16 protein-coding genes and 1 pseudogene are annotated in these 20,459 nt (G+C 63.6%); 13 read left to right on the top strand and 4 right to left on the bottom strand.

Annotated features, from left to right (window positions below; translation table 11 throughout):
• Positions 1-49: 49 nt before the first annotated feature.
• The 4 genes from PPL01S_RS21585 to PPL01S_RS21570 form a co-directional block, all read right to left on the bottom strand.
• Positions 50-1,405 carry an amino acid permease gene (locus tag PPL01S_RS21585; protein WP_016391128.1) on the bottom strand — a complete coding sequence of 452 codons (1,356 nt, stop codon included), beginning with the start codon at positions 1,403-1,405 and terminating at the stop codon, positions 50-52.
• 51 nt (positions 1,406-1,456) lie between these two features.
• On the bottom strand, positions 1,457-2,398 hold the full coding sequence (locus tag PPL01S_RS21580) for an AEC family transporter (RefSeq protein WP_016391129.1): 942 nt from the start codon (positions 2,396-2,398) through the stop codon (positions 1,457-1,459).
• 190 nt (positions 2,399-2,588) lie between these two features.
• Complete coding sequence (locus PPL01S_RS21575; protein ID WP_016391130.1) at positions 2,589-3,149, bottom strand: response regulator transcription factor; 561 nt, start codon at positions 3,147-3,149, stop codon at positions 2,589-2,591.
• The gene (locus PPL01S_RS21570; RefSeq protein ID WP_016391131.1) at positions 3,149-4,405 is read right to left on the bottom strand and encodes an ATP-binding protein; all 1,257 of its coding nucleotides are present in this window, start codon (positions 4,403-4,405) and stop codon (positions 3,149-3,151) included. Before PPL01S_RS21570 ends, PPL01S_RS21575 begins: the two co-directional genes overlap by 1 nt.
• A 202-nt stretch (positions 4,406-4,607) precedes the next feature.
• On the opposite strand from PPL01S_RS21570, the gene PPL01S_RS21565 reads away from it, so the two are divergent.
• The 13 genes and pseudogenes from PPL01S_RS21565 (at position 4,608) to PPL01S_RS21505 (ending at position 20,449) form a co-directional block, all read left to right on the top strand.
• On the top strand, positions 4,608-5,324 hold the full coding sequence (locus PPL01S_RS21565; protein ID WP_016391132.1) for an SIMPL domain-containing protein: 717 nt from the start codon (positions 4,608-4,610) through the stop codon (positions 5,322-5,324).
• Positions 5,325-5,702: 378 nt separating this feature from the next.
• Positions 5,703-7,328, top strand: a complete 1,626-nt coding sequence (locus PPL01S_RS21560) for an ABC transporter substrate-binding protein (RefSeq protein WP_016391133.1) — start codon at positions 5,703-5,705, stop codon at positions 7,326-7,328.
• Positions 7,329-7,452: 124 nt separating this feature from the next.
• A pseudogene (locus PPL01S_RS21555) lies at positions 7,453-9,044 on the top strand (ABC transporter substrate-binding protein).
• 243 nt (positions 9,045-9,287) lie between these two features.
• Entirely contained in the window at positions 9,288-10,667 is a 1,380-nt protein-coding gene (locus tag PPL01S_RS21550; protein ID WP_016391135.1) for an OprD family porin, read from the top strand.
• Positions 10,668-10,740: 73 nt separating this feature from the next.
• Positions 10,741-12,336 (top strand): ABC transporter substrate-binding protein, encoded by a 1,596-nt coding sequence (locus PPL01S_RS21545; protein ID WP_016391136.1) that lies wholly within the window; start codon positions 10,741-10,743, stop codon positions 12,334-12,336.
• Positions 12,337-12,412: 76 nt separating this feature from the next.
• The gene (locus PPL01S_RS21540) at positions 12,413-13,423 is read left to right on the top strand and encodes an ABC transporter permease subunit (protein WP_016391137.1); all 1,011 of its coding nucleotides are present in this window, start codon (positions 12,413-12,415) and stop codon (positions 13,421-13,423) included.
• Positions 13,424-13,433: 10 nt separating this feature from the next.
• The gene (locus tag PPL01S_RS21535; protein WP_028626055.1) at positions 13,434-14,360 is read left to right on the top strand and encodes an ABC transporter permease subunit; all 927 of its coding nucleotides are present in this window, start codon (positions 13,434-13,436) and stop codon (positions 14,358-14,360) included.
• 10 nt (positions 14,361-14,370) lie between these two features.
• Positions 14,371-15,339 (top strand): ABC transporter ATP-binding protein, encoded by a 969-nt coding sequence (locus PPL01S_RS21530; RefSeq protein WP_016391139.1) that lies wholly within the window; start codon positions 14,371-14,373, stop codon positions 15,337-15,339.
• Entirely contained in the window at positions 15,339-16,307 is a 969-nt protein-coding gene (locus PPL01S_RS21525) for a peptide ABC transporter ATP-binding protein (RefSeq protein ID WP_016391140.1), read from the top strand. The genes PPL01S_RS21530 and PPL01S_RS21525 overlap by 1 nt, the downstream gene beginning before the upstream one ends.
• Before the next feature lie 340 nt (positions 16,308-16,647).
• Complete coding sequence (locus tag PPL01S_RS21520) at positions 16,648-17,472, top strand: AraC family transcriptional regulator (protein WP_028626054.1); 825 nt, start codon at positions 16,648-16,650, stop codon at positions 17,470-17,472.
• Positions 17,473-17,535: 63 nt separating this feature from the next.
• Positions 17,536-18,942: an NAD(P)/FAD-dependent oxidoreductase gene (locus PPL01S_RS21515; protein WP_028626053.1), complete on the top strand. Its 1,407-nt coding sequence runs from the start codon at positions 17,536-17,538 to the stop codon at positions 18,940-18,942.
• A gap of 32 nt (positions 18,943-18,974) precedes the next feature.
• A complete protein-coding gene (locus PPL01S_RS21510; protein ID WP_016391143.1) occupies positions 18,975-19,316 on the top strand; it encodes a cupin domain-containing protein in 342 nt (113 codons plus the stop codon).
• 53 nt (positions 19,317-19,369) lie between these two features.
• Positions 19,370-20,449, top strand: coding sequence for a polyamine ABC transporter substrate-binding protein (locus tag PPL01S_RS21505; protein ID WP_016391144.1), 1,080 nt, complete (start codon positions 19,370-19,372; stop codon positions 20,447-20,449).
• Positions 20,450-20,459 lie beyond the last annotated feature (10 nt).

Genomic DNA, 20,459 nt, shown 5'->3' with positions numbered 1-20,459 from the left:
CGCTCGATCTCAAGAACGCTAGAAACATCGAGGCATGCGCCTCAGCACCTCAGCCCTGCCGCGCCTTCTTCAGGCGGAACGCCACATAAAGCACGGCAATCCAGCCCGGAATCAGCATCACCGAAATCCGGATCGGCGGGGTCAGGTACATCACCACCAGAATCAGCACGATGAACGCCAGGCACAGGTAGTTGGTCAGCGGGTGCCCCCAGCTGCGGTAGAACGGGGTGATCCCCGCCGCCAGCTTGGCCTTGCGGAACTTCAGGTGGGTGATGCTGATGCTTGCCCAGTTGATCACCAGTGCCGACACCGCCAGCGCCATCAGCAGGCCGAACGCCTCACCCGGCATCAGATAGTTGATCAATACACACAAGCCCGTGGCGAATGCCGACACGCCCAGCGCCGTCAGCGGCACACCGCTGCGGCTGACCTTGAGCAGCTGGCGCGGCGCATCGCCCTGGCTGGCCAGGCCGAACAGCATGCGGCTGTTGGCATAGACGCAGCTGTTGTAGACCGACAGCGCAGCTGTCAGAACCACGACATTGAGGATGGTCGCCACCAGGTCGCTGTCCAGCTCGTGGAAGATCATCACGAACGGGCTGCCGCCCTGCACCACCTTCTGCCACGGATACAGCGACAGCAATACCGCCAATGCACCGATATAGAAGATCAGGATGCGGTACACCACCTGGTTGGTGGCCTTGGGGATGCTGTGGCGCGGGTCGTCTGCCTCGGCGGCGGTGATGCCCACCAGCTCCAGGCCACCAAACGAGAACATGATCACCGCCAGGGCCATCACCAGCCCGGTGACGCCGTTGGGGAAGAACCCGCCGTACTGCCACAGGTTCGCCACGCTGGCATCCGGGCCGCCGTGGCCACTGCCGAGCAGCCAGGCACCGAAACCGATCATGCTGACGATCGCCACCACCTTGACCAGGGCGAACCAGAACTCCATTTCGCCGTAGACCTTCACCTGGGTCAGGTTGATCAGGTTGATCGCCACGAAGAAGATCGCTGCCGTGGCCCAGGTCGGGAACTCCGGCCACCAGTACTGCACGTAGATGCCCACGGCGGTGAGCTCGGCCATGCCGACCAGCACGTACACCACCCAGTAGTTCCAGCCCGAAACGAAGCCAGCAAACTCGCTCCAGTACTGGTGGGCGAAGTGGCTGAAGCTGCCTGCCACCGGCTCCTCGACCACCATTTCGCCAAGCTGGCGCATGATCAGGAAGGCCATCAGGCCAGCCACGGCGTAGCCCAGCAGCACGGAGGGGCCAGCCAGCTGGATGGTCTGGGCGATGCCCAGGAACAACCCGGTGCCGATGGCCCCACCCAGCGCAATCAGCTGGATATGGCGGTTCTTCAGCCCGCGCTGCAAGCGCTCGGGCGTGCTCTGGTCTTGCATGAAGTGTCCTTTAGCTCAGTGAGGCAAGTGTTGTTGTGTGCAGTGAAGGATCTAGATCCATCCGCCCCACTGCAAGATGAAAATCCCAATATTGGTGGTGATCGCCGCCATTAGCGTGGTAATCACGATGATCGACGCTGCCAGCTCGTGGTTGCCGTTTGCTGCACGTGCCATGACATAGCTGGCCGCAGCGGTCGGGCTGCCGATGTACAGGAACAGGATCCCCAGTTCCGCCCCGCGAAAGCCGCAGAGCCAGGCGCCGAAGGTGCCGAGCAGCGGCAACCAGACCATCTTCACCAGGCTGGCATCGACGGCCAGCTTGCCGCTGTCGCGCAGCGCCGCCAACGATAGCGTGCCGCCAATGCAGATCAAGGCCAGTGGCAAGGTCATCTGCGCCAGATAGTCGCCTGAAGTGAGCAACCAGTTGGGCAACGGTACCTGGCCGTAGGCCATGGGCGTGGCCACCAGCACGCTGATGATCAGCGGGTTGCTGAAAATGCTCTTGCAGATGCTCCAGGGGTCGGACTTCAGGTCCGGGCTGTACACCGCCAGCACCACCGCCGACAGCGAGTTGTACATCAGGATCACCAGGCCCGCGAGCACCGCCCCCAGGGAAATGCCGTAGTCGCCATACAGGCTGGCAGCCAGGGCCAGGCCGATCACGCCGTTGTTGCCGCGGAACGCGCCCTGGGTATAGATGCCACGATCGGCCAGCGGGCTGCGCCAGATGGCCAGGCCCCAGGCAATGGCGAACCCGACCAAGGTGGCGGCGACGAAATACAGGAGGACGCCTGGCTTGACCGCGGTGGCCAGGTCCGCGTGGTAGATGCCGAGAAACAGCAGTGCCGGCATGCACACGTTGAACACCAGCTGCGAGGCAACCCGGTTGAAGTTGTCGTCGATCAGGTGGATGCGTTTGAGCAGCACGCCCATGAACAGCATGGCGAAGACGGGCGCCGTGATATTCAGCGTCTGGATGAGAAGGGCGAGCATGCGCAAGCGATCCTGGGAGGGTTGCCGTTAGGCGGCTAATGATACGTCAACGCGCCAGGAGTTGAGGAATCGGCTGCAATTTTAGGAAATTTCCGACAGTACCGGCCTCATCGCCGGCAAGCCGGCTCCCACAAGGGATCAGCGCTGACCCTGTGGGAGCCGGCTTGCCGGCGATGAAGGCAGCGCCGATTCAGCGCCGGACCGGCCGCTTCTGCAGCTTGCGCTGCAAGGTCCGCCGGTGCATGCCCAGCGCCCGCGCGGTCGCGGAGATATTGCCTTCGTGCTCGTTCAGCACACGCTGAATGTGCTCCCACTGCAGGCGGTCGACCGACATCGGGTTTTCCGGCACCAAGGTGTCCAGATCGGTGTGCTCCGACAGCAACGCGGCCAGCACATCGTCGGCGTCAGCCGGCTTGCACAGATAGTTGCAGGCGCCTCGCTTGACCGCCTCCACCGCGGTGGCGATGCTCGAGTAACCGGTCAGGATCACCACGCGCATTTCCGGGTCCAGCTCCAGCAGCTTGGGCAGCAGCACCAGGCCCGAGTCGCCTTCCATCTTCAGGTCCAGCGTGGCGTAGTCCGGCAGGTCCTGCTGGGCCAGGATCAGCCCCTCTTCGGCGGAGCTCGCCGTGCTCACGCGAAAACCGCGACGGCTCATGGCCCGGGCCATGACCCGGGTGAAGGTGGCATCGTCATCCACCAGCAGCAGGTGCGGCAGCTCTTCGCCTTCGACCTGGTTTTCTTCGCTCATCATTCATCTCCTCGCTTGCCGTGTGGCAGGCGCAATTCGGTCAGGGTGCCACCCTGTTCATGACTATAGAGTTTCACCGAACCGCCCGCACGGGTCACGCTGGCCTTGCTCAAGAAAAGGCCCAGGCCGAAGCCTTTGCCCTTGGTGGTAATGAAGGGTTTGCCGATCGCTTCGGCAATGGCCGGCGGGACGCCTGGGCCATGGTCGCGGATGCTGATGAGGATGTCGTGGGCATCCCAATCCAGTCGCACTTCCAGATCGTCCGGGCAGGCATCGGCGGCATTGTTCAACAGGTTGAGCAGCGCCTGGGTCAGGTCAGGCGGCGGCGTCAGGCGCGGCACCTGGCCGTCGCGCAGGCGCTGGAAGCGGTAGCTGGCTTCCGGGCGCATCAGGTGCCAGCGGTTGAGCGCCTCGTCGAGCCAGACGGTGACGTCCTGCTCGACGATCGCCAGGCGGCGGTTGGCCTCGGCGGCGCGCACCAGCTGCTGCAAGGTTTGCTTGCACAGCTTGACCTGGTCCTGAAGGATCTGCAGGTCTTCCTGCAACAGCGGGTCCTTATGGTCCTGGCGCATTTCGTTGAGCAGCACGCTCATGGTCGCCAGCGGCGTGCCCAGTTCGTGGGCAGCACCGGCGGCCTGGGTCGCCACCGCCAGCAGTTGTTCGTCGCGCAGGCTTTCTTCGCGCCGCTCGGAGCGCAATTGCTCCTGGCGACGCAGCTCTTCGGCCATGCGCGCGGCGAAGAAGGTGATGACCGCGGCGGCCAGCGCGATGCTCAGCCACATGCCGTACACCTGCATCTTGTCCCGCGCCATCGGCAGCCCTTCGAGCGGATAGAACTGCACCAGCAGCAGGCTGTAGGCGGTCAGGGCGATGCCCGAAAGAATCAGCGAATACAGCCAGGGCAAGGTCACCGCGGCAATCGCCAGCGGCACCAGGTAATAGGACACGAACGGGTTGGTCGAGCCACCGGAGTAATACAGCAAGGCACTGTGGATCAGCAGGTCGCAGGCCAGTTGCAGGGCGTACTCGAGTTCGGTGACCGGCAGCGACAGACGCAGGCGCAACGCCGTGAAGGCGCACAGCAAGGACGACAGCGCCAGGGTCGCGGCCAGCGAAAGCCAGGGCAGCGGCAGCAGTTCGGTCCAGTAGGCCACGCCCACGGAGCCGGCCTGGGCGGCCAGAACCAGAACCCGAATGACGGTCAGACGCCAGAGGTTCTGGCGGGTAGCGGACAGCGGTTGTACGGCGGCGAGCATGAGCTCTCCTGATGAGTGCTCCAGGAAAATCGGCTGGAGTATACCGAAGCCAGGCCCCTGGCTGCAGCGATGCGGCAAACCGCCACACTTTGTCACAGGTTCATGATGGCACTTTTGAACGCACTACACTGATTCCGGTCTGATGGGCCATGCGTGGAATGGATGGCCAGACCCCACGCCTTTTATTGCCAAGGAGTAACCCATGCAAATTCCACGTCGCGGCGCGGCCCTGATCCTGTCCTGCGGCCTGCTCGCCAGCCTGCCGGTGCTGGCAGCCGACGAGCCCCGCTACAACCAGGTTTCGCTGCGCGCCGAAGTCAGCAAGGAAGTGCCGCGCGACCTGATGGTCGTGACCCTCTACAGCGAAGCGCAGGACAGCGACCCGGGCAAACTCGCCAAGCAGATCACCGAGACCATGAACAAGGCCGTGCAGCAGGCACGCCAGGTCAAGGACGTGAAGATCAGCCAGGGCAGCCGCAACAGCTATCCGATCTACGACAGCAAGGGCCAGAAGATCACCGGCTGGCGCGAGCGCGCCGAGCTGCGCCTGGAAGGCGCCGACTTCCCGGCCCTGTCCCAGCTCACCGCAGAATTGCTGCAGGACCTGAAAATGGGCGGCATGGACTTCTCCATCGCCCCTGCCACGCGCAAGGCCAGCGAGGACGCGCTGCTCAAGGATGCCGTCAATGCTTTCAAGGCACGTGCCCAGTTGGCCACCGAAGCCCTGGGTGGCAAGGGCTATAAAGTGGTCAGCCTGAACCTCAACAGCAGCGGCTATCCACGCCCGTACCTGCGCAGTGCACCGATGGCGATGAAGGCCATGGCCGCGGATGAAGCGGCGCCTGCGCCGGATATCGAAGCGGGTACCAGCGAAGTCAGCATGAATGCCGATGGGCAGATCGAAGTGCTGATGCCTTGACCTGAGCGGGCCGCTTTGCGGCCCGATCGCCGGCAAGCCGGCTCCCACAGGAGCCCACCGCAAATCCCCTGCGGGAGCTGGCTTGCCAGCGATGAGGCCAGCACTGACTACATAGCTTTTGGATTTTTCCTACGCCCCGCAACTGTGCACCCTACAAAATCCCCGCCCTGAAATATCCCGCAAAAAGCCATCATTTCGTCCTCGCAAACGTTCAACTTCGCTCAAAGTTATACGAATGCGACATCCACGTACGCCCGTACTACTTTTCTGACGCCAACTATCCTTCTGATGGTTGCATTGGGAATATCCCCTGCATAAGTATCCGCAGGTCGGCTCACGAGGCCACCTCAAACCAAAAATGACAACAATGAGGCCACCATGCTCAAACACGCAGTCATTCCGTTCCTGCTAGGTGCAGGCTTGCTCGCTGGCGCACCCTTCGCCCATGCCGCGTCCAACCTGGTGTTCTGCTCCGAAGGCAGCCCGGCAGGCTTCGACCCGGGGCAGTACACCACCGGAACAGACTTCGACGCTTCGGCCGAGACCGTGTTCAACCGCCTGACCCAGTTCGAGCGAGGCGGCACCGCCGTCATCCCGGGCCTGGCGACCAAGTGGGAAGTGTCCGACGACGGCAAGACCTACACCTTCCACCTGCGTGAAGGCGTGAAGTTCCACACCACCGACTACTTCAAGCCCAGCCGCGAATTCAACGCCGACGACGTGCTGTTCACCTTCAACCGCATGCTCGACAAGAACCACCCGTTCCGTAAGGCCTACCCCACCGAATTCCCCTACTTCACCGACATGGGCATGGACAAGAACATCGCCAAGGTGGAGAAGCTCGACGATCACACCGTCAAGTTCACCCTCAACGAAGTCGACGCCGCGTTCATCCAGAACCTGGCGATGAGCTTCGCCTCGATCCAGTCTGCCGAGTACGCCGACCAGTTGCTCAAGGACGGCAAGGCCGCCGACATCAACCAGAAGCCGATCGGCACCGGGCCGTTCGTGTTCAGCAAGTACCAGAAAGACGCGCAGATCCGCTTCAAGGGCAACAAGGACTACTGGAAACCCGAGGACGTGAAGATCGACAACCTGATCTTCGCCATCACCACCGATGCCTCAGTGCGCATGCAGAAGCTGAAGAAGAACGAATGCCAGGTCACGCTGTTCCCGCGACCGGCCGACATCGAGCCGCTCAAGGCCGACAAGAACCTGCAGATGCCGCAGCAGGCCGGCTTCAACCTCGGCTACATCGCCTACAACGTGATGGACAAGATCAAGGGCAGCAACGAGCCCAACCCGATGGCCAAGCTTGAAGTGCGCCAGGCACTGGACATGGCCGTCGACAAGAAGAAGATCATCGAATCGGTGTACCAGGGCGCCGGCCAGCTCGCCGTCAATGGCATGCCGCCGACCCAGTGGTCCTATGACACCAGCATCAAGGACGCGTCCTTCGACCCGGAAAAGGCCAAGGAACTGCTGAAGAAAGCCGGCGTCAAGGAAGGTACCGAGATCACCCTGTGGGCCATGCCCGTGCAACGCCCCTACAACCCCAATGCCAAGCTGATGGCCGAGATGCTGCAATCGGACTGGGCCAAGATCGGCATCAAGGCCAAGATCGTCAGCTACGAGTGGGGCGAGTACATCAAGCGCTCCAAGGGCGGCGAACAGGGCGCCATGCTGATCGGCTGGAGCGGCGACAACGGTGACCCGGACAACTGGCTGGGCACCCTCTACGGTTGCGATGCCGTCGACGGCAACAACTTCTCCAAGTGGTGCTACAAGCCCTATGACGACCTGATCAAGCAGGCCAAGGCCACCTCCGACCAGGCCAAGCGCACCGAGCTGTACCAGAAGGCGCAGCACATCCTCAAGGAACAGGTGCCGATCACCCCGATCGCCCACTCCACCGTGTACCAACCGATGAGCGCCAAGGTGAAGGACTTCAAGATCAGTCCATTCGCGCTGAATGCGTTCTACGGCGTCAGCGTGGAAAAATAGCACCAGGCCACCCTCGCCCATTCCCGTAACCACACCCACCCCGACGCTACCCGCGTCGGGGATGGGGCCCTGTTGCCGCTTTGGCACCCCAAGGCGGCGAAAACAGACGGAAAAAGGATTTACCATGCGCCACATCACACTGCTTTCCAGCCTGCTCGGCCTTGGCCTCATGAGCCAGGCCCCTGCCCTGCTGGCCAACAACCTGGTGTTTTGCTCCGAAGGCAGCCCGGCCGGCTTCGACACGGCCCAGTACACCAGCGCCACCGACAACGACGCCGCCGAACCGATCTACAACCGCCTGGTGGAGTTCGAACGCGGCGGCACGGCCGTGCAACCCGCGCTGGCAACCCGATGGGAGGTGTCCGATGACGGCCTGCGCTACACCTTCCACCTGCGTCAGGGCGTGAAGTTCCACGCCAACAAGGCCTTCACCCCAGGCCGCGACTTCAACGCCGACGATGTGCTGTTCACCTTCAACCGCATGCTCGACAAGGGCCACCCGTTCCGCCAGGCCTACCCCACCGAATTCCCCTACTTCGTCAGCATGGGCCTGGACAAGAACATCGCGCGGGTCGAAAAGACCGACCCGCTGACCGTGGTGTTCACCCTCGACAAGGTCGATGCCGCCTTCGTACAGAACCTGGCCATGAGCTTTGCCTCGATCCTGTCTGCCGAGTACGCCGAACAACTGCTGGCCAGCGGCCGGCCCAGCGATATCAACCAGCAGCCGATCGGCACGGGGCCGTTCGTGTTCCAGCGCTACCAGAAGGATTCGCAGATCCGCTTCAAGGGCAACAAGGATTACTGGGCCCCCGACGAGGTGAAGATCGACAACCTGGTGTTCTCGATCAACACCGACCCTTCGGTTCGCATCCAGAAGCTGCGCCGCAACGAATGCCAGGTCACCCTGCACCCACGTCCCGCCGACCTGCCGGCGCTGCGGGCCGACAGCAAGCTGCAGGTGATGCAGCAACCAGGCTTCATCTCGGCTACATCGCCTACAACACCCAGCATCCACCGTTCGACCGCCTGGAAGTGCGCCAGGCCATGGACATGGCGGTGAACAAGCAGGCGATCCTGCAGGCGGTGTATCAGGACTCCGGCCAGTTGGCTGTCAATGCCATGCCACCGACTCAATGGTCCTACGACACCCGCCTCAAGGACGCCCCCTTCGATCCGGAAAAAGCCAAAAAGCTGCTCGAGCAGGCTGGGGTCAGGCCAGGCACTGAAGTCACCCTGTGGGCCATGCCCGTACAGCGCCCCTACAACCCCAACGCCAAGCTGATGGCCGAGATGCTCCAGGCCGACTGGAGCAAGCTCGGCTTCAAGGTGAGGATCGTCAGCTACGAATGGGGCGAGTACCTCAAGCGCATGAAAAGCGGCGAACACGACATCGCGCTGATCGGCTGGACGGGCGACAACGGCGACCCGGACAACTGGCTGGGCACGCTCTACAACTGCGACGCCATCGGCAGCAACAACTACTCGCTGTGGTGCGACCCGCAATACGACAGCCTGGTCAAGCAGGCCAAGCAGGTCACCGACCGGACCCAGCGCTCCGCCCTGTACCAGCAGGCGCAGCAGCGCCTCAAGCAACAGGTGCCGATCACCCCGGTGGCGCATTCCACGGTGAACCAGCCGATCAGCGTCAAGGTGGCCGATTTCAAGGTCAGCCCCTTTGGCCGCAATGACTTTTCCGGTGTGAGTGTTGATTAGGTTCTGACCTGTTCCGCCCCTATCGCCGCGGTTCGTCGCCACGACAAACCGGCTCCCACAGGGATCGCTACAGATCCCGAGGCTTGTGCACCCTCTGTGGGAGCTGGCTTGCCAGCGATAGGGCCTAACACAACTCCCCCGATTTTGCCCGGCGATCCCGCGGCAACCCTGGCAACACCGCAGCAAACCACCCGGCCCACAAGGCCAGGCAATAACTAAAAGAACAGAAAGGGAGCTTTAACCTTGAGACTTTTCACTCTCAGCGCACTGGCCTTGTCCATCGGTACCTGGTGCACCACCGCCCAGGCCGACACCCAGAGCCAGGACTTCGTCCCGTTCAGCCTCAAGAGCGCCAGCGAGCAGGAACAGGCTAGCGGCTTCATCGACGGCCAGAGCCTGTCCGGCAGCACGCGCAACTGGTACGCCCGCGAACGCGCCACCCGCGCCCCGCTGTGGAAGTACTACAAGAGCGACGGTACACGCCACGACACCCATAGCCGCGACAACTGGGTCCAGGGCACCATCCTCAACTACAGTTCCGGCTTCACCCAGGGCACCGTGGGCTTCGCCGTGGAGGCTGCCGGCTATAACGCCATCGCCCTGGAGCAAGGCCGCGCGGCCGTCGCCGGGCCGAACAACCGCACCCTGACCCACAGCGATGGCGACCCCATCGGCCAGTGGAGCAAGATGGGCCTGGCCAACATCAAGGCGCGGGTGTCCAACACCACCCTGACCGTCGGCCGCCAATCGGTGGATACGCCGATGATCGCCTACATCGGCAACCGTGCCCTGCCGTCGAGCTTCCAGGGGGCGTTCCTGCACAGCGCCGAGATCGACAACCTGTCGTTCGACCTGGGCACCTTCGACCGTGTCTCGCCGCGTACCGAACAAAGCCTGAGCAAGTTCCGCACCGAATACAGCGCCACCGGCGTGGAAACCGACCGTGCCAGCACCACCGGGGTCAACTACCAGCCGTTCAAGAGCCTGACCACCAGCCTGTACGCCACCAAGGCCGACGACTTCTGGAACCAGTACTACTTCGGCGCCAACCATGTCCTGGGCGACAACGCCGCATTGAGCCTGACCACCGGCCTGAACTACTACAAGACCGTGGACGAAGGCAGCAAGAAGATGGGCGAGATCGACAACGACACCTACAGCCTGTCGCTCGGCCTGACCCATCAGGCGCACACCCTCACGGCGTCGTGGCAGCAAGTCAACGGCAACGAGTACTTCGACTACCTGCACGAAACCAATGGCATCTACCTGGCCAACTCCTTGCTGTCGGACTTCAACGGCCCGAACGAGAAATCGGTACAGCTTGCCTACGTGCTGAACATGGCGCCCTACGGCGTGCCGGGCCTCAAGTTCAACCTGTACAACGCCCGAGGCTGGGGCATCGACGGCACCCACTACCGCGGCACGGCCTACGACGTGAAAGGGCTCGACGGCGAGACCCACTACGAGTGGGGCTTCGGTACCAGCTACGCGGTGCAAAGCGGCCCGCTGAAGGACACCAGCATCCGCGCCACCTACACCGCACACCGCGCCAGCAAGGCCCAAGGCGATGGCAGCCTGGACGAGCTGCGCATCGTCACCACCATTCCATTCAACATCCTCTGACCGTTGACGCCACGGCCCGCTTCGAACCGGGCCGTGGCGGCTACGCTGGAATCAATGCATGCAGGGAGGTTCCATGACATCGCTAGCACTGCGCGCGGCCCTGGCCGCGGTCATCCTGGGCGCTGCCGGGCAACTGGCGGCCAAGCCCCTGGTGGTGTGCACCGAAGCCAGCCCGGAAGGCTTCGACGTGGTCCAGTACACCACTGCGGTCACGGCCGACGCCACGGCCGAAACGGTGTTCAACCGCCTGGTCGACTTCAGGCCCGGCACCACCGACATCCAGCCGGCCCTGGCCGAACGCTGGGACATCTCGCCAGACGGCCTGAGTTACACCTTCCACCTGCGCCAAGGGGTGAAGTTCCACACCACCGACTATTTCAAGCCGACTCGCGACTTCAACGCCGACGATGTGCTGTGGAGCCTGAACCGCCAGCTCGATCCGAAGCACCCATGGCACGCCAAGACCAGCGTTGGCTACCCGTACTTCGAGAGCATGGCCTTCAAGGACCTGCTCAAGTCGGTGGAAAAGACCGACGACCACACCGTGGTCATCACCCTCACCCGCCCGGAGGCCCCCTTCCTGCGGGACATGGCCATGGGCTTCACCTCGATCTACTCCGCCGAATACGGCGACCAGTTGCTCAAGGCCGGCAAGACCGCCGAGCTCAACAGCAAGCCGATCGGCACCGGCCCGTTCATCTTCCAGCGCTACAACAAGGATGCGCAGGTCCGCTTCAAGCCCAACCCGGACTATTTCCGCGGCAAGCCGCCAAGCGACGCGCTGATCTTCGCCATCGCCACCGACAGCAACGTGCGCCTGCAGAAGCTGCGCGCCAACGAATGCCAGGTGGCGCTGTACCCCAAGCCGGACGACGTACCGTCGATCAAGGCCGACCCCAGGCTCAAGGTGGCCGAGATCGAAGCCCTGGTCACCGGCTACATCGCCATGAACACCGAGCACAAGTACCTGGGCGACGTGCGCGTGCGCAAAGCCATCAACATGGCCTTCGACCGCCAGACCCATGTCGACCAGCTGTTCGGCAAGGGCAACGCGCTGGTCGGGGTGAACCCGTACCCGCCGACCATGATCGGCTACAACACCGACAACCATAACCCGCCCCGCGACCTGGCCAAGGCGCGCGAACTGCTCAAGGAAGCGGGCGTACCGCAAGGCACGGTCATCACCCTGTTCACCCGCAATGGCGGTGGCGCGACCAATCCCAACCCGCGCCTGTCGGCCGAAATGCTGCAGTCCGACCTCAAGCAGATCGGCCTCAAGCTGGATATCCGCGTGATGGAGTGGGCCGAGATGCTGCGCCGCGCCAAGAAAGGCGAAGCGGACCTGGTCTCCACCGGCTGGGCCGGCGACAACGGCGACCCGGACAACTTCCTCAGCCCCCTGCTCAGCTGCGATGCCGCCAGGACCGGCGAAAACTACGCCCGCTGGTGCAACCCGAAATTCCAGGAGCTGATCACCCGCGCCCGCGAAGTGATCGACAACGACGAACGCGCACGGCTCTATGCCGAGGCATTGAAGGTGTACGATGACGATCAACCCTGGATCAGCATGGCCCATCCGAAGATGTTCACCGCCATGCGTGACAACGTGGAGGGTTACGTGATCAACCCTCTGACCAACAACAACTTCGCCACCACCAAGGTGAAGTAGAACAACAGCGATCGCCGGCACCCCACACGGGCACCGGCGGCACCGCCGCACCACGGCTGATGAGGTAACCCCGACAATGTTGAGTTTTATTGCCCGGCGCCTGGGCCTGCTGATACCGACCTTCTTCGGCATCACCTTGCTGACCTTCGCGCTCATACGCCTGATCCCCGGCGACCCGGTGGAAGTGATGATGGGCGAGCGCAGGGTCGACCCCGAGATGCATGCCCAGGCCATGGAGCGCCTGGGCCTGAACAAGCCGCTGCCGGTCCAGTACCTGGACTACGTCGGCAAGCTGGCCCAAGGTGACCTGGGCGAATCCCTGCGCACCCGCGAGAGCGTGTGGACCGAGTTCCTCACCTTGTTCCCGGCCACCCTGGAACTGTCGTTCGCCGCCTTGCTGTTCGCCGGCACCGTCGGCCTGCTGGCCGGGGTGATCGCCGCGCTCAAGCGCGGCTCGCTGTTCGACCACGGGGTCATGGGCATCTCCCTGGCCGGCTATTCCATGCCGATCTTCTGGTGGGGCCTGATCCTGATCATGTTCTTCTCGGTGAGCCTCGGCTGGACGCCGGTCTCAGGGCGTATCGACCTGCTCTACGACATCGAGCCGAAAACCGGCTTCATGCTCATCGACACCCTGCTCAGCGACGAGGAAGGCGCATTCAAGGACGCGGTGATGCACCTGATCCTGCCGGCCATCGTGCTCGGCACCATTCCGTTGGCAGTGATCGCCCGCATGACCCGCTCGTCGATGCTCGAAGTGCTGCGCGAAGACTACATCCGCACCGCCCGCGCCAAGGGCCTGTCACCGGCCCGCGTGGTGTTCGTGCACGGCCTGCGCAACGCGCTGATCCCGGTGCTGACGGTGTTCGGCCTGCAGGTCGGCACACTGCTGGCCGGCGCCGTGCTCACCGAAACCATCTTTTCCTGGCCGGGCATCGGCAAGTGGCTGATCGAAGCCATCGGTGCCCGTGACTACCCCGTGGTCCAGAACGGCATCCTGTTGATCGCCTGCCTGGTGATCCTGGTCAACTTCGTCGTGGACATCCTCTACGGCCTGGCCAACCCACGCATCCGTCATCAGCGCTGAGGCCCTCGTCATGACTAGCCCGATTCCGAAATCCGTCACACCGGCCAACCCGGTGGACCAGAGCCTGCTCTACCCCTCGCCGTACAAAGAATTCTGGCACGCCTTCTCGCGCAACAAGGGCGCCGTGATGGGCCTGGCCTTCATGTGCCTGGTGGTGTTCTGCGCGCTGTTCGCGCCGTGGGTCGCCCCGCATGACCCGAGCGAGCAGTACCGCGACTTCCTGCTGACGCCACCGGTGTGGCTCGAAGGCGGTAGCTGGCAGTTCATCCTCGGCACCGACGAGCTGGGCCGCGACCTGCTCTCGCGGCTGATCCAGGGCGCGCGGCTGTCGCTGCTGATCGGTCTTTCCTCGGTGGTGATGTCGCTGATTCCTGGCATCCTGCTGGGCCTGCTGGCCGGTTTCTTCCCGCACATTCTCGGCCCCTCGATCATGCGCCTGATGGACGTGATGCTGGCCCTGCCGTCGCTGCTGCTGGCGGTGGCGATCGTCGCCATCCTCGGCCCCGGCCTGATCAACACGGTGATCGCCATCGCCATCGTTTCCCTCCCCTCCTACGTGCGTCTGACCCGCGCTGCGGTGATGGGCGAACTCAACCGCGACTACGTCACCGCCGCACGCCTGGCCGGTGCCGGCCTGCCGCGGCTGATGTTCGTCATCGTGCTGCCCAACTGCATGGCGCCGCTGATCGTGCAGGCCACCTTGAGCTTCTCCTCGGCCATTCTCGACGCTGCGGCGCTGGGCTTCCTGGGCCTGGGCGTGCAACCGCCGACCCCCGAGTGGGGCACCATGCTGGCTTCGGCGCGCGACTACATCGAGCGGGCCTGGTGGGTGGTGAGCCTGCCGGGCCTGACGATTCTGCTCAGTGTGCTGGCAATCAACCTGATGGGCGACGGCCTGCGCGATGCGCTGGACCCGAAACTCAAGAACGCCGCCTGAGGAGAGCGCCATGTCACTGTTGCAGATCAACAACCTGAACGTGCGCTTCGGCGACGCCAATGCCGTGCCGGTGGTGGACGGCCTGGACCTGGCGGTGGACGCCGGCGAGATCCTGGCCATCGTCGGCGAGTCCGGCTCGGGCAAGTCGGTGACCATGATGGCCCTGATGGGCCTGATCGACGCCCCCGGGCGCATCACCGCCGATACCCTCGCCTTCGACGGCACCGACATGCTCAAGCTCAGCGGCCGCCAGCGGCGCAAGGTGGTGGGCAAGGACATCGCCATGGTCTTCCAGGACCCGATGACCGCGCTCAACCCCAGCTATACCGTCGGTTACCAGATCGAGGAAGTGCTGCGCCAGCACCTGGGCCTGAAGGGCAAGGCTGCACGCCAGCGCGCCCTGGAGCTGTTGAAGAAGGTCGAGATCCCGGCCGCCGAAAGCCGCCTGGACGCCTATCCGCATCAACTGTCGGGCGGCATGAGCCAACGCGTGGCGATCGCCATGGCGATCGCCGGCGAGCCCAAGCTGCTGATCGCCGACGAGCCCACCACGGCGCTGGACGTGACCATCCAGGCACAGATCATGGAGCTGCTGGTGAACCTGCAGAAGGAGCGCAACATGGCGCTCATCCTGATCACCCACGACCTGGCCGTGGTCGCCGAAACCGCCAGGCGCGTGTGCGTGATGTATGCAGGGCAAGCCGTGGAAGTGGGCCAGGTACCCGAGCTGTTCGATGTCCCGGCCCACCCCTACAGCGAAGCGCTGCTGGCGGCGATCCCCGAGCACAGCATCGGCGCCGAGCGCCTGGCCACCCTGCCCGGCATCGTCCCGGGCCGCTACGACCGCCCCGAGGGCTGCCTGCTGTCGCCGCGCTGCCCGTATGTGCAGGACAACTGCCGGCGCCAGCGCCCGACCCTCGATCCCCAGGCCCATAGCCTGGTGCGTTGCTTCTACCCGCTGAACCAGGAGGTGGCGTGATGGCCGTCGTTCTATCCGCCCGGGAACTGACCCGGCATTACGAGGTTTCACGTGGCCTGTTCAAGGGGCACGCCCTGGTGCGTGCGCTCAATGGCGTGTCGTTCGAACTGGAGGCGGGCAAGACCCTGGCCGTGGTCGGTGAGTCCGGCTGCGGCAAGTCGACCCTGGCGCGCGCCCTCACGCTGATCGAAGAACCTTCCTCGGGCTCGTTGCAGATCGCCGGCACCGAGGTCAAGGGCGCCAGCAAGAGCGAACGCAAGCAACTGCGCCGCGACGTGCAGATGGTGTTCCAGAGCCCCTACGCCTCGCTCAACCCGCGGCAGAAGATCGGCGACCAGCTGGCCGAACCGCTGCTGATCAATACCTCGCTGAGCAAGGCCGAACGGCGCGAGAAAGTGCAGAAGATGATGGAGCAGGTCGGCCTGCGACCGGAGCACTACCAGCGTTATCCGCACATGTTCTCCGGCGGCCAGCGCCAGCGCATCGCCCTGGCCCGGGCGATGATGCTGCAGCCGAAGGTACTGGTGGCCGACGAGCCGACTTCGGCATTGGACGTGTCGATCCAGGCGCAGGTGCTGAACCTGTTCATGGACCTGCAGAAGGAATTCAACACGGCCTATGTATTCATTTCCCATAACCTGGCGGTGGTGCGCCATGTGGCCGACCAGGTGCTGGTGATGTACCTGGGGCGGCCGGCGGAAATGGGGCCGAAGGAAGATATCTACGAGAAGCCGCTGCATCCGTATACCCAGGCGCTGCTGTCGGCCACGCCGGCGATTCACCCGGACCCGTTGAAGCCGAAGATCCGCATTGCCGGGGAGTTGCCCAACCCGCTGAATCCACCCGATGGGTGCGCGTTTCACAAGCGCTGTCCGTATGCGACGGAGCGGTGTGCCAAGGAAGTTCCAGCGTTTCGACAGGTGGGTAGTCGTCAGGTGGCTTGCCACTATGCAGAGCAATTTCTCTAAATAGGCGCCGCCTTCATCGCCGGCAAGCCGGCTCCCACAAAGGTCCGCGGGATCCGTGTGGGAGCCGGCTTGCCGGCGATGGGCCGCAAAGCGGCCCCGGCAATCTCAATGCATGAAGAACCAGATCAGAATGATCACCGGAATCGGTACCCCAATCATCCACAGCAGAATCGAGCGCATGGCCTGTACTCCTTGTTGGTTGTTGTACAAGTACAGTGCAGCGCCCATGCCAGCTGTATCTAAAAATTACAGCCAGCTGAATCAATAACTTAGCCGCCAAGCCGCTTGGCCAAACCGTGCAAAATGCCAGATCCGCACCCTTGCGCCTGGGTGTTCTGCAATGCACTATCGAGCCATGACCGCCACCGCCCTCCCCGACGGCCCCGAGCAAACCCCGCTCACCGCCGACACCGTGCTGCGCTACCACCTGTGCTGGAAGCACCGTGACCTCGACGGCGTCATCGCGCTCTACCACCCCGATATCCAGTACCACGACTTCTTCCAGAACCGCGTGCTCGGTTACCGCGAGCTGCGCGACTATGTGCGCGCCTGCCTGCCGCACGAGGCCGGCGAGGACATCGTCCACAGCGACCGCATTCGCGTCGATGGCTGCACCGCGTTTATCCAGTACCAGGTCACGGTGCAGGGCGGCGAGGGCCTGGTGGCCTTCCAGTCGAGCGAAGCGATCACGGTCAAGGACGGGCTGATCTGGCAGGTCAACGAATACGCCACGCTGGTTCGACAGAACGGCAAGGGCCTGAGCAGCGCAGGTCCGCGTCCGGCCACCAGCCGCCTGGGCCTGTCACCTCGGCAACTGTCGACCATGGCCCAGGACCTGGAACATTACTTCCAGCGCCAACGCCCTTACCTGGACCCGGAGCTGGACCTGCAACAAGTGGCCGAGGCCAGCGGCTACAGCCGCAACCAGATCTCCTACCTGCTCAACCAGGTGCTCGGCCAAAGCTTCTACCGCTACGTCAACCAGGCCCGCCTGCAGCACCTGATGACCAGCCTCGATGATCACAGCCTCCAGGCCCCGATCGACGACCTGGCCTTCAACGCCGGCTTCAACTCCTTGTCGGCGTTCTACAAGTGTTTTCGCGAGCACACCGGGCTCACGCCCAAGGCCTACCTCAAGCAAATTTCGCTGCGTGCACGCACGTAGGACAAGCCCTGGCCGACACCACTAGCATCGCCCACAGACCTTGACGGATGTGGAGCCACCCCGATGCAACCCCTGCGCACGCTCAGTTTGTGGATGGACCAGCTCGACGAACCGCTGTGCGCCCGCCCGGCCCTGCGCGAAGACCTGGACGTCGATGTGTGCATCATCGGTGCCGGCTACACCGGCCTGTGGACCGCCTACTACCTCAAGCGTCAGGCTCCGCAGCTGAACATGGCGGTGATCGACGCCAACATCGCCGGCTTCGGCGCCTCCGGTCGCAATGGTGGCTGGCTGATGGGCAATCTGCTGGGTGAGGACCGCCTGTTGGCCAGCCTGTCGCCGCAGCAACGCCGCAGCAGCATCGACCTGCTGCAGGGCATACCCGATGAAGTGCATGGCGTACTGCAGCGCGAGGCCATCGATTGCGATTTTCGCAAAGGCGGCGTGCTGTATTGCGCCGCCCGCTACCCGGAGCAGGAGCGCAGCCTGCGCGCCTACCTCGATGACTTGTACCGCCAGGGCATGCGCGAAGAGGATTACCGCTGGCTGGGCCCCCGGGAGCTGGCGGCGCAGCTGCGGGTGAGCAATGCCTATGGCGCCATCTACAGCCCGCACACCGCGACCATCCAGCCAGCCAAGCTGGTGCGGGGGCTGGCCCGGGCCGTGGAGGCGCTGGGCGTGCCCATCTACGAAAACACTCCGGCCATCGACTGGCAGCCGGGCGAAGTGCGCTCGCCCCAGGCACGCATCCGCTGCCAGTGGACGGTGCCCGCCGTCGAGGGCTATGCCGCCAGCCTGCCGCCGCTGGGCAAGCATCAGCTACCGGTGCAAAGCCTGCTGGTGGCCACCGAACCGCTGCCCGAAGCGACCTGGCAACAGATTGGCCTGGCCCACGGCCAGGCCTTCAGCGAGAACAGCCGGCAAGTCACCTACGGCCAGCGCACCGCCGACAACCGCCTGGTGTTCGGCGCACGCGGGGGCTACCGCTTCGGCGGTCGGCTGCGCGAAGACTTCACCCTCACCGAGGCCGAAGTCGACTTGCGCCGCTACCTGTTCAGCGAGCTGTTCCCCCAGCTCAAGGACGTGCGCATCACCCATTCCTGGGGCGGCAACCTGGGCATGGCCCGGCGCTTCCGCCCGCACATGCTGTGCGATCGCCAGCGCGGCATCGCCCTTTCCGGGGGGTACGGCGGCGAAGGCGTCGGCGCCACCAACCTCGGCGGACGTACCTTGGCCGCACTGATTCTCGACCAGCACAACGAACTGACCGCCCAGCCCTGGGTGCTCGACAACCGCCCGCTGTCGAGCCTGGCCAGTTGGCCACCGGAACCCTGCCGCTGGCTGGGCTACAACGCCATCATCCAGAGCTTCGTCCACGAGGACCGGACCCTCGCCAACCCCGCCAGCGCGCCTTGGAGGCGGCGCCTGGCCAGCTCCCTTGCGGACTTCATGGAAGGCTTCATGCACTGACTTCCCTTTCACCTGCACAGGATCCACCGGCAATGAGCATTACCCAGTTCAAACACACCGACAGCGTCGCGCTGGACAGCAGCAACCCGGTCGCGGTGCCCCTCGGCGAGCCCGTGGCGGTGACCTCGGTCAGCTGCGTGGAACGCAGCGATGGCGTCGAAACCGGCATCTGGGAGTGCACGCCCGGGCGCTGGCGTCGGCAGATCGAGCAGCAGGAGTTCTGCCATTTCATCAAGGGCCGCTGCACCTTCACCCCCGACGGTGGCGAGACCCTGTTCATAGAAGCCGGAGACGCATTGATGCTACCGGCCAACAGCACCGGTACCTGGAACATCCAGGAGACGGTGCGCAAGACCTACGTCCTGATCTTCTGATCCCGCTGATCGCCTGCCTTCGATAACAACAGACAAAGCAAGGTAAACCCGATATGCGCACCCTCCTTCTCGCTCCCTTGATGCTGGCTGCCAGCGTGGCCAGCGCCGCCGACACGGTAAAGATCTACAACTGGTCCAGCTATGTGGCGCCGGACACTCTGAAGAACTTCCAGCAAGCCACCGGCATCACCCCGACCTACGACGTGTACGACAGCAACGAGACCCTCGACGGCAAGCTGATGACCGGCAATTCAGGCTACGACGTGGTGTTCCCGTCCAACCACTTCATGGCCCGGCAGATCCAGGGCAAGGCCCTGAAGCCGCTGGACAAGTCGCAGCTGCCCAACTGGCACAACCTCAACCCGGTGCTGCTCAAGGCACTGGAGGTCAACGACCCGGGCAACCGGCATGGTTTTCCGTACCTGTGGGGCAGCACCGGCATCGGCTACAACATCGACAAGGTGAAGGCGGTGCTTGGCGACAATGCGCCGGTCGATTCCTGGGACCTGATCTTCAAGCCCGAGTACATGAGCAAGCTGAAAAGCTGTGGGGTCGCGGTGCTGGATAACGGCCCCGAATTGCTGCCGATCGCCCTGCACTACCTGGGCTTGCCACACCACAGCCAGGATCCGAAGGACTACGAGAAGGCCAAGGACCTGCTGATGAAGGTTCGGCCATTTATCAGCTACTTCCATTCGTCCAAGTACACCGGCGACCTGGCCAATGGCGATATCTGCGTGGTGGTGGGTTTCTCGGGTGATGTGCTGCAGGCGAAGAACCGCGCCGATGAAGCGAACAATGGCGTGAAAGTGGGCTATTCGATACCCAAGGAAGGCGCGCCGATGTGGTTCGACATGGTCGCCATGCCGGCCGATGCGCCGGACGAGAAGGCGGGGTATGCCTACATGAACTACCTGCTGCAGCCGGAGGTGATGGCCAACATCAGCAACCATGTGCAGTACGCCAACGGCAACTTGAAGGCTGACGGGCTGGTGGACCCGGCGATGAAGGGTAATACGATGATTTACCCGAGCGAGGAAGTGATGGGCAAGCTGTATGCGCTTGAGGCGATGCCGGCCAAGATCGACCGCATTCGGACGCGGATCTGGACCAGTATCAAAGCCGGTAACTAGGAGGGCTGCA

The organism is Pseudomonas plecoglossicida NBRC 103162 = DSM 15088, assembly GCF_000730665.1.
Classification (GTDB): domain Bacteria; phylum Pseudomonadota; class Gammaproteobacteria; order Pseudomonadales; family Pseudomonadaceae; genus Aquipseudomonas; species Aquipseudomonas plecoglossicida.
Note: the sequence above shows the minus strand (reverse complement) of the source record. Positions and strands in the feature narration are given on the sequence as shown.

Coding starts and splice junctions, on each gene's coding strand:
- PPL01S_RS21585 (WP_016391128.1), bottom strand. CDS start 1,405: ATGCAAGACCAGAGCACGCCCGAGCGCTTGCAGCGCGGGCTGAAGAAC.
- PPL01S_RS21580 (WP_016391129.1), bottom strand. CDS start 2,398: ATGCTCGCCCTTCTCATCCAGACGCTGAATATCACGGCGCCCGTCTTC.
- PPL01S_RS21575 (WP_016391130.1), bottom strand. CDS start 3,149: ATGAGCGAAGAAAACCAGGTCGAAGGCGAAGAGCTGCCGCACCTGCTG.
- PPL01S_RS21570 (WP_016391131.1), bottom strand. CDS start 4,405: ATGCTCGCCGCCGTACAACCGCTGTCCGCTACCCGCCAGAACCTCTGG.
- PPL01S_RS21565 (WP_016391132.1), top strand. CDS start 4,608: ATGCAAATTCCACGTCGCGGCGCGGCCCTGATCCTGTCCTGCGGCCTG.
- PPL01S_RS21560 (WP_016391133.1), top strand. CDS start 5,703: ATGCTCAAACACGCAGTCATTCCGTTCCTGCTAGGTGCAGGCTTGCTC.
- PPL01S_RS21545 (WP_016391136.1), top strand. CDS start 10,741: ATGACATCGCTAGCACTGCGCGCGGCCCTGGCCGCGGTCATCCTGGGC.
- PPL01S_RS21540 (WP_016391137.1), top strand. CDS start 12,413: ATGTTGAGTTTTATTGCCCGGCGCCTGGGCCTGCTGATACCGACCTTC.
- PPL01S_RS21535 (WP_028626055.1), top strand. CDS start 13,434: ATGACTAGCCCGATTCCGAAATCCGTCACACCGGCCAACCCGGTGGAC.
- PPL01S_RS21530 (WP_016391139.1), top strand. CDS start 14,371: ATGTCACTGTTGCAGATCAACAACCTGAACGTGCGCTTCGGCGACGCC.
- PPL01S_RS21525 (WP_016391140.1), top strand. CDS start 15,339: ATGGCCGTCGTTCTATCCGCCCGGGAACTGACCCGGCATTACGAGGTT.
- PPL01S_RS21520 (WP_028626054.1), top strand. CDS start 16,648: ATGCACTATCGAGCCATGACCGCCACCGCCCTCCCCGACGGCCCCGAG.
- PPL01S_RS21515 (WP_028626053.1), top strand. CDS start 17,536: ATGCAACCCCTGCGCACGCTCAGTTTGTGGATGGACCAGCTCGACGAA.
- PPL01S_RS21510 (WP_016391143.1), top strand. CDS start 18,975: ATGAGCATTACCCAGTTCAAACACACCGACAGCGTCGCGCTGGACAGC.
- PPL01S_RS21505 (WP_016391144.1), top strand. CDS start 19,370: ATGCGCACCCTCCTTCTCGCTCCCTTGATGCTGGCTGCCAGCGTGGCC.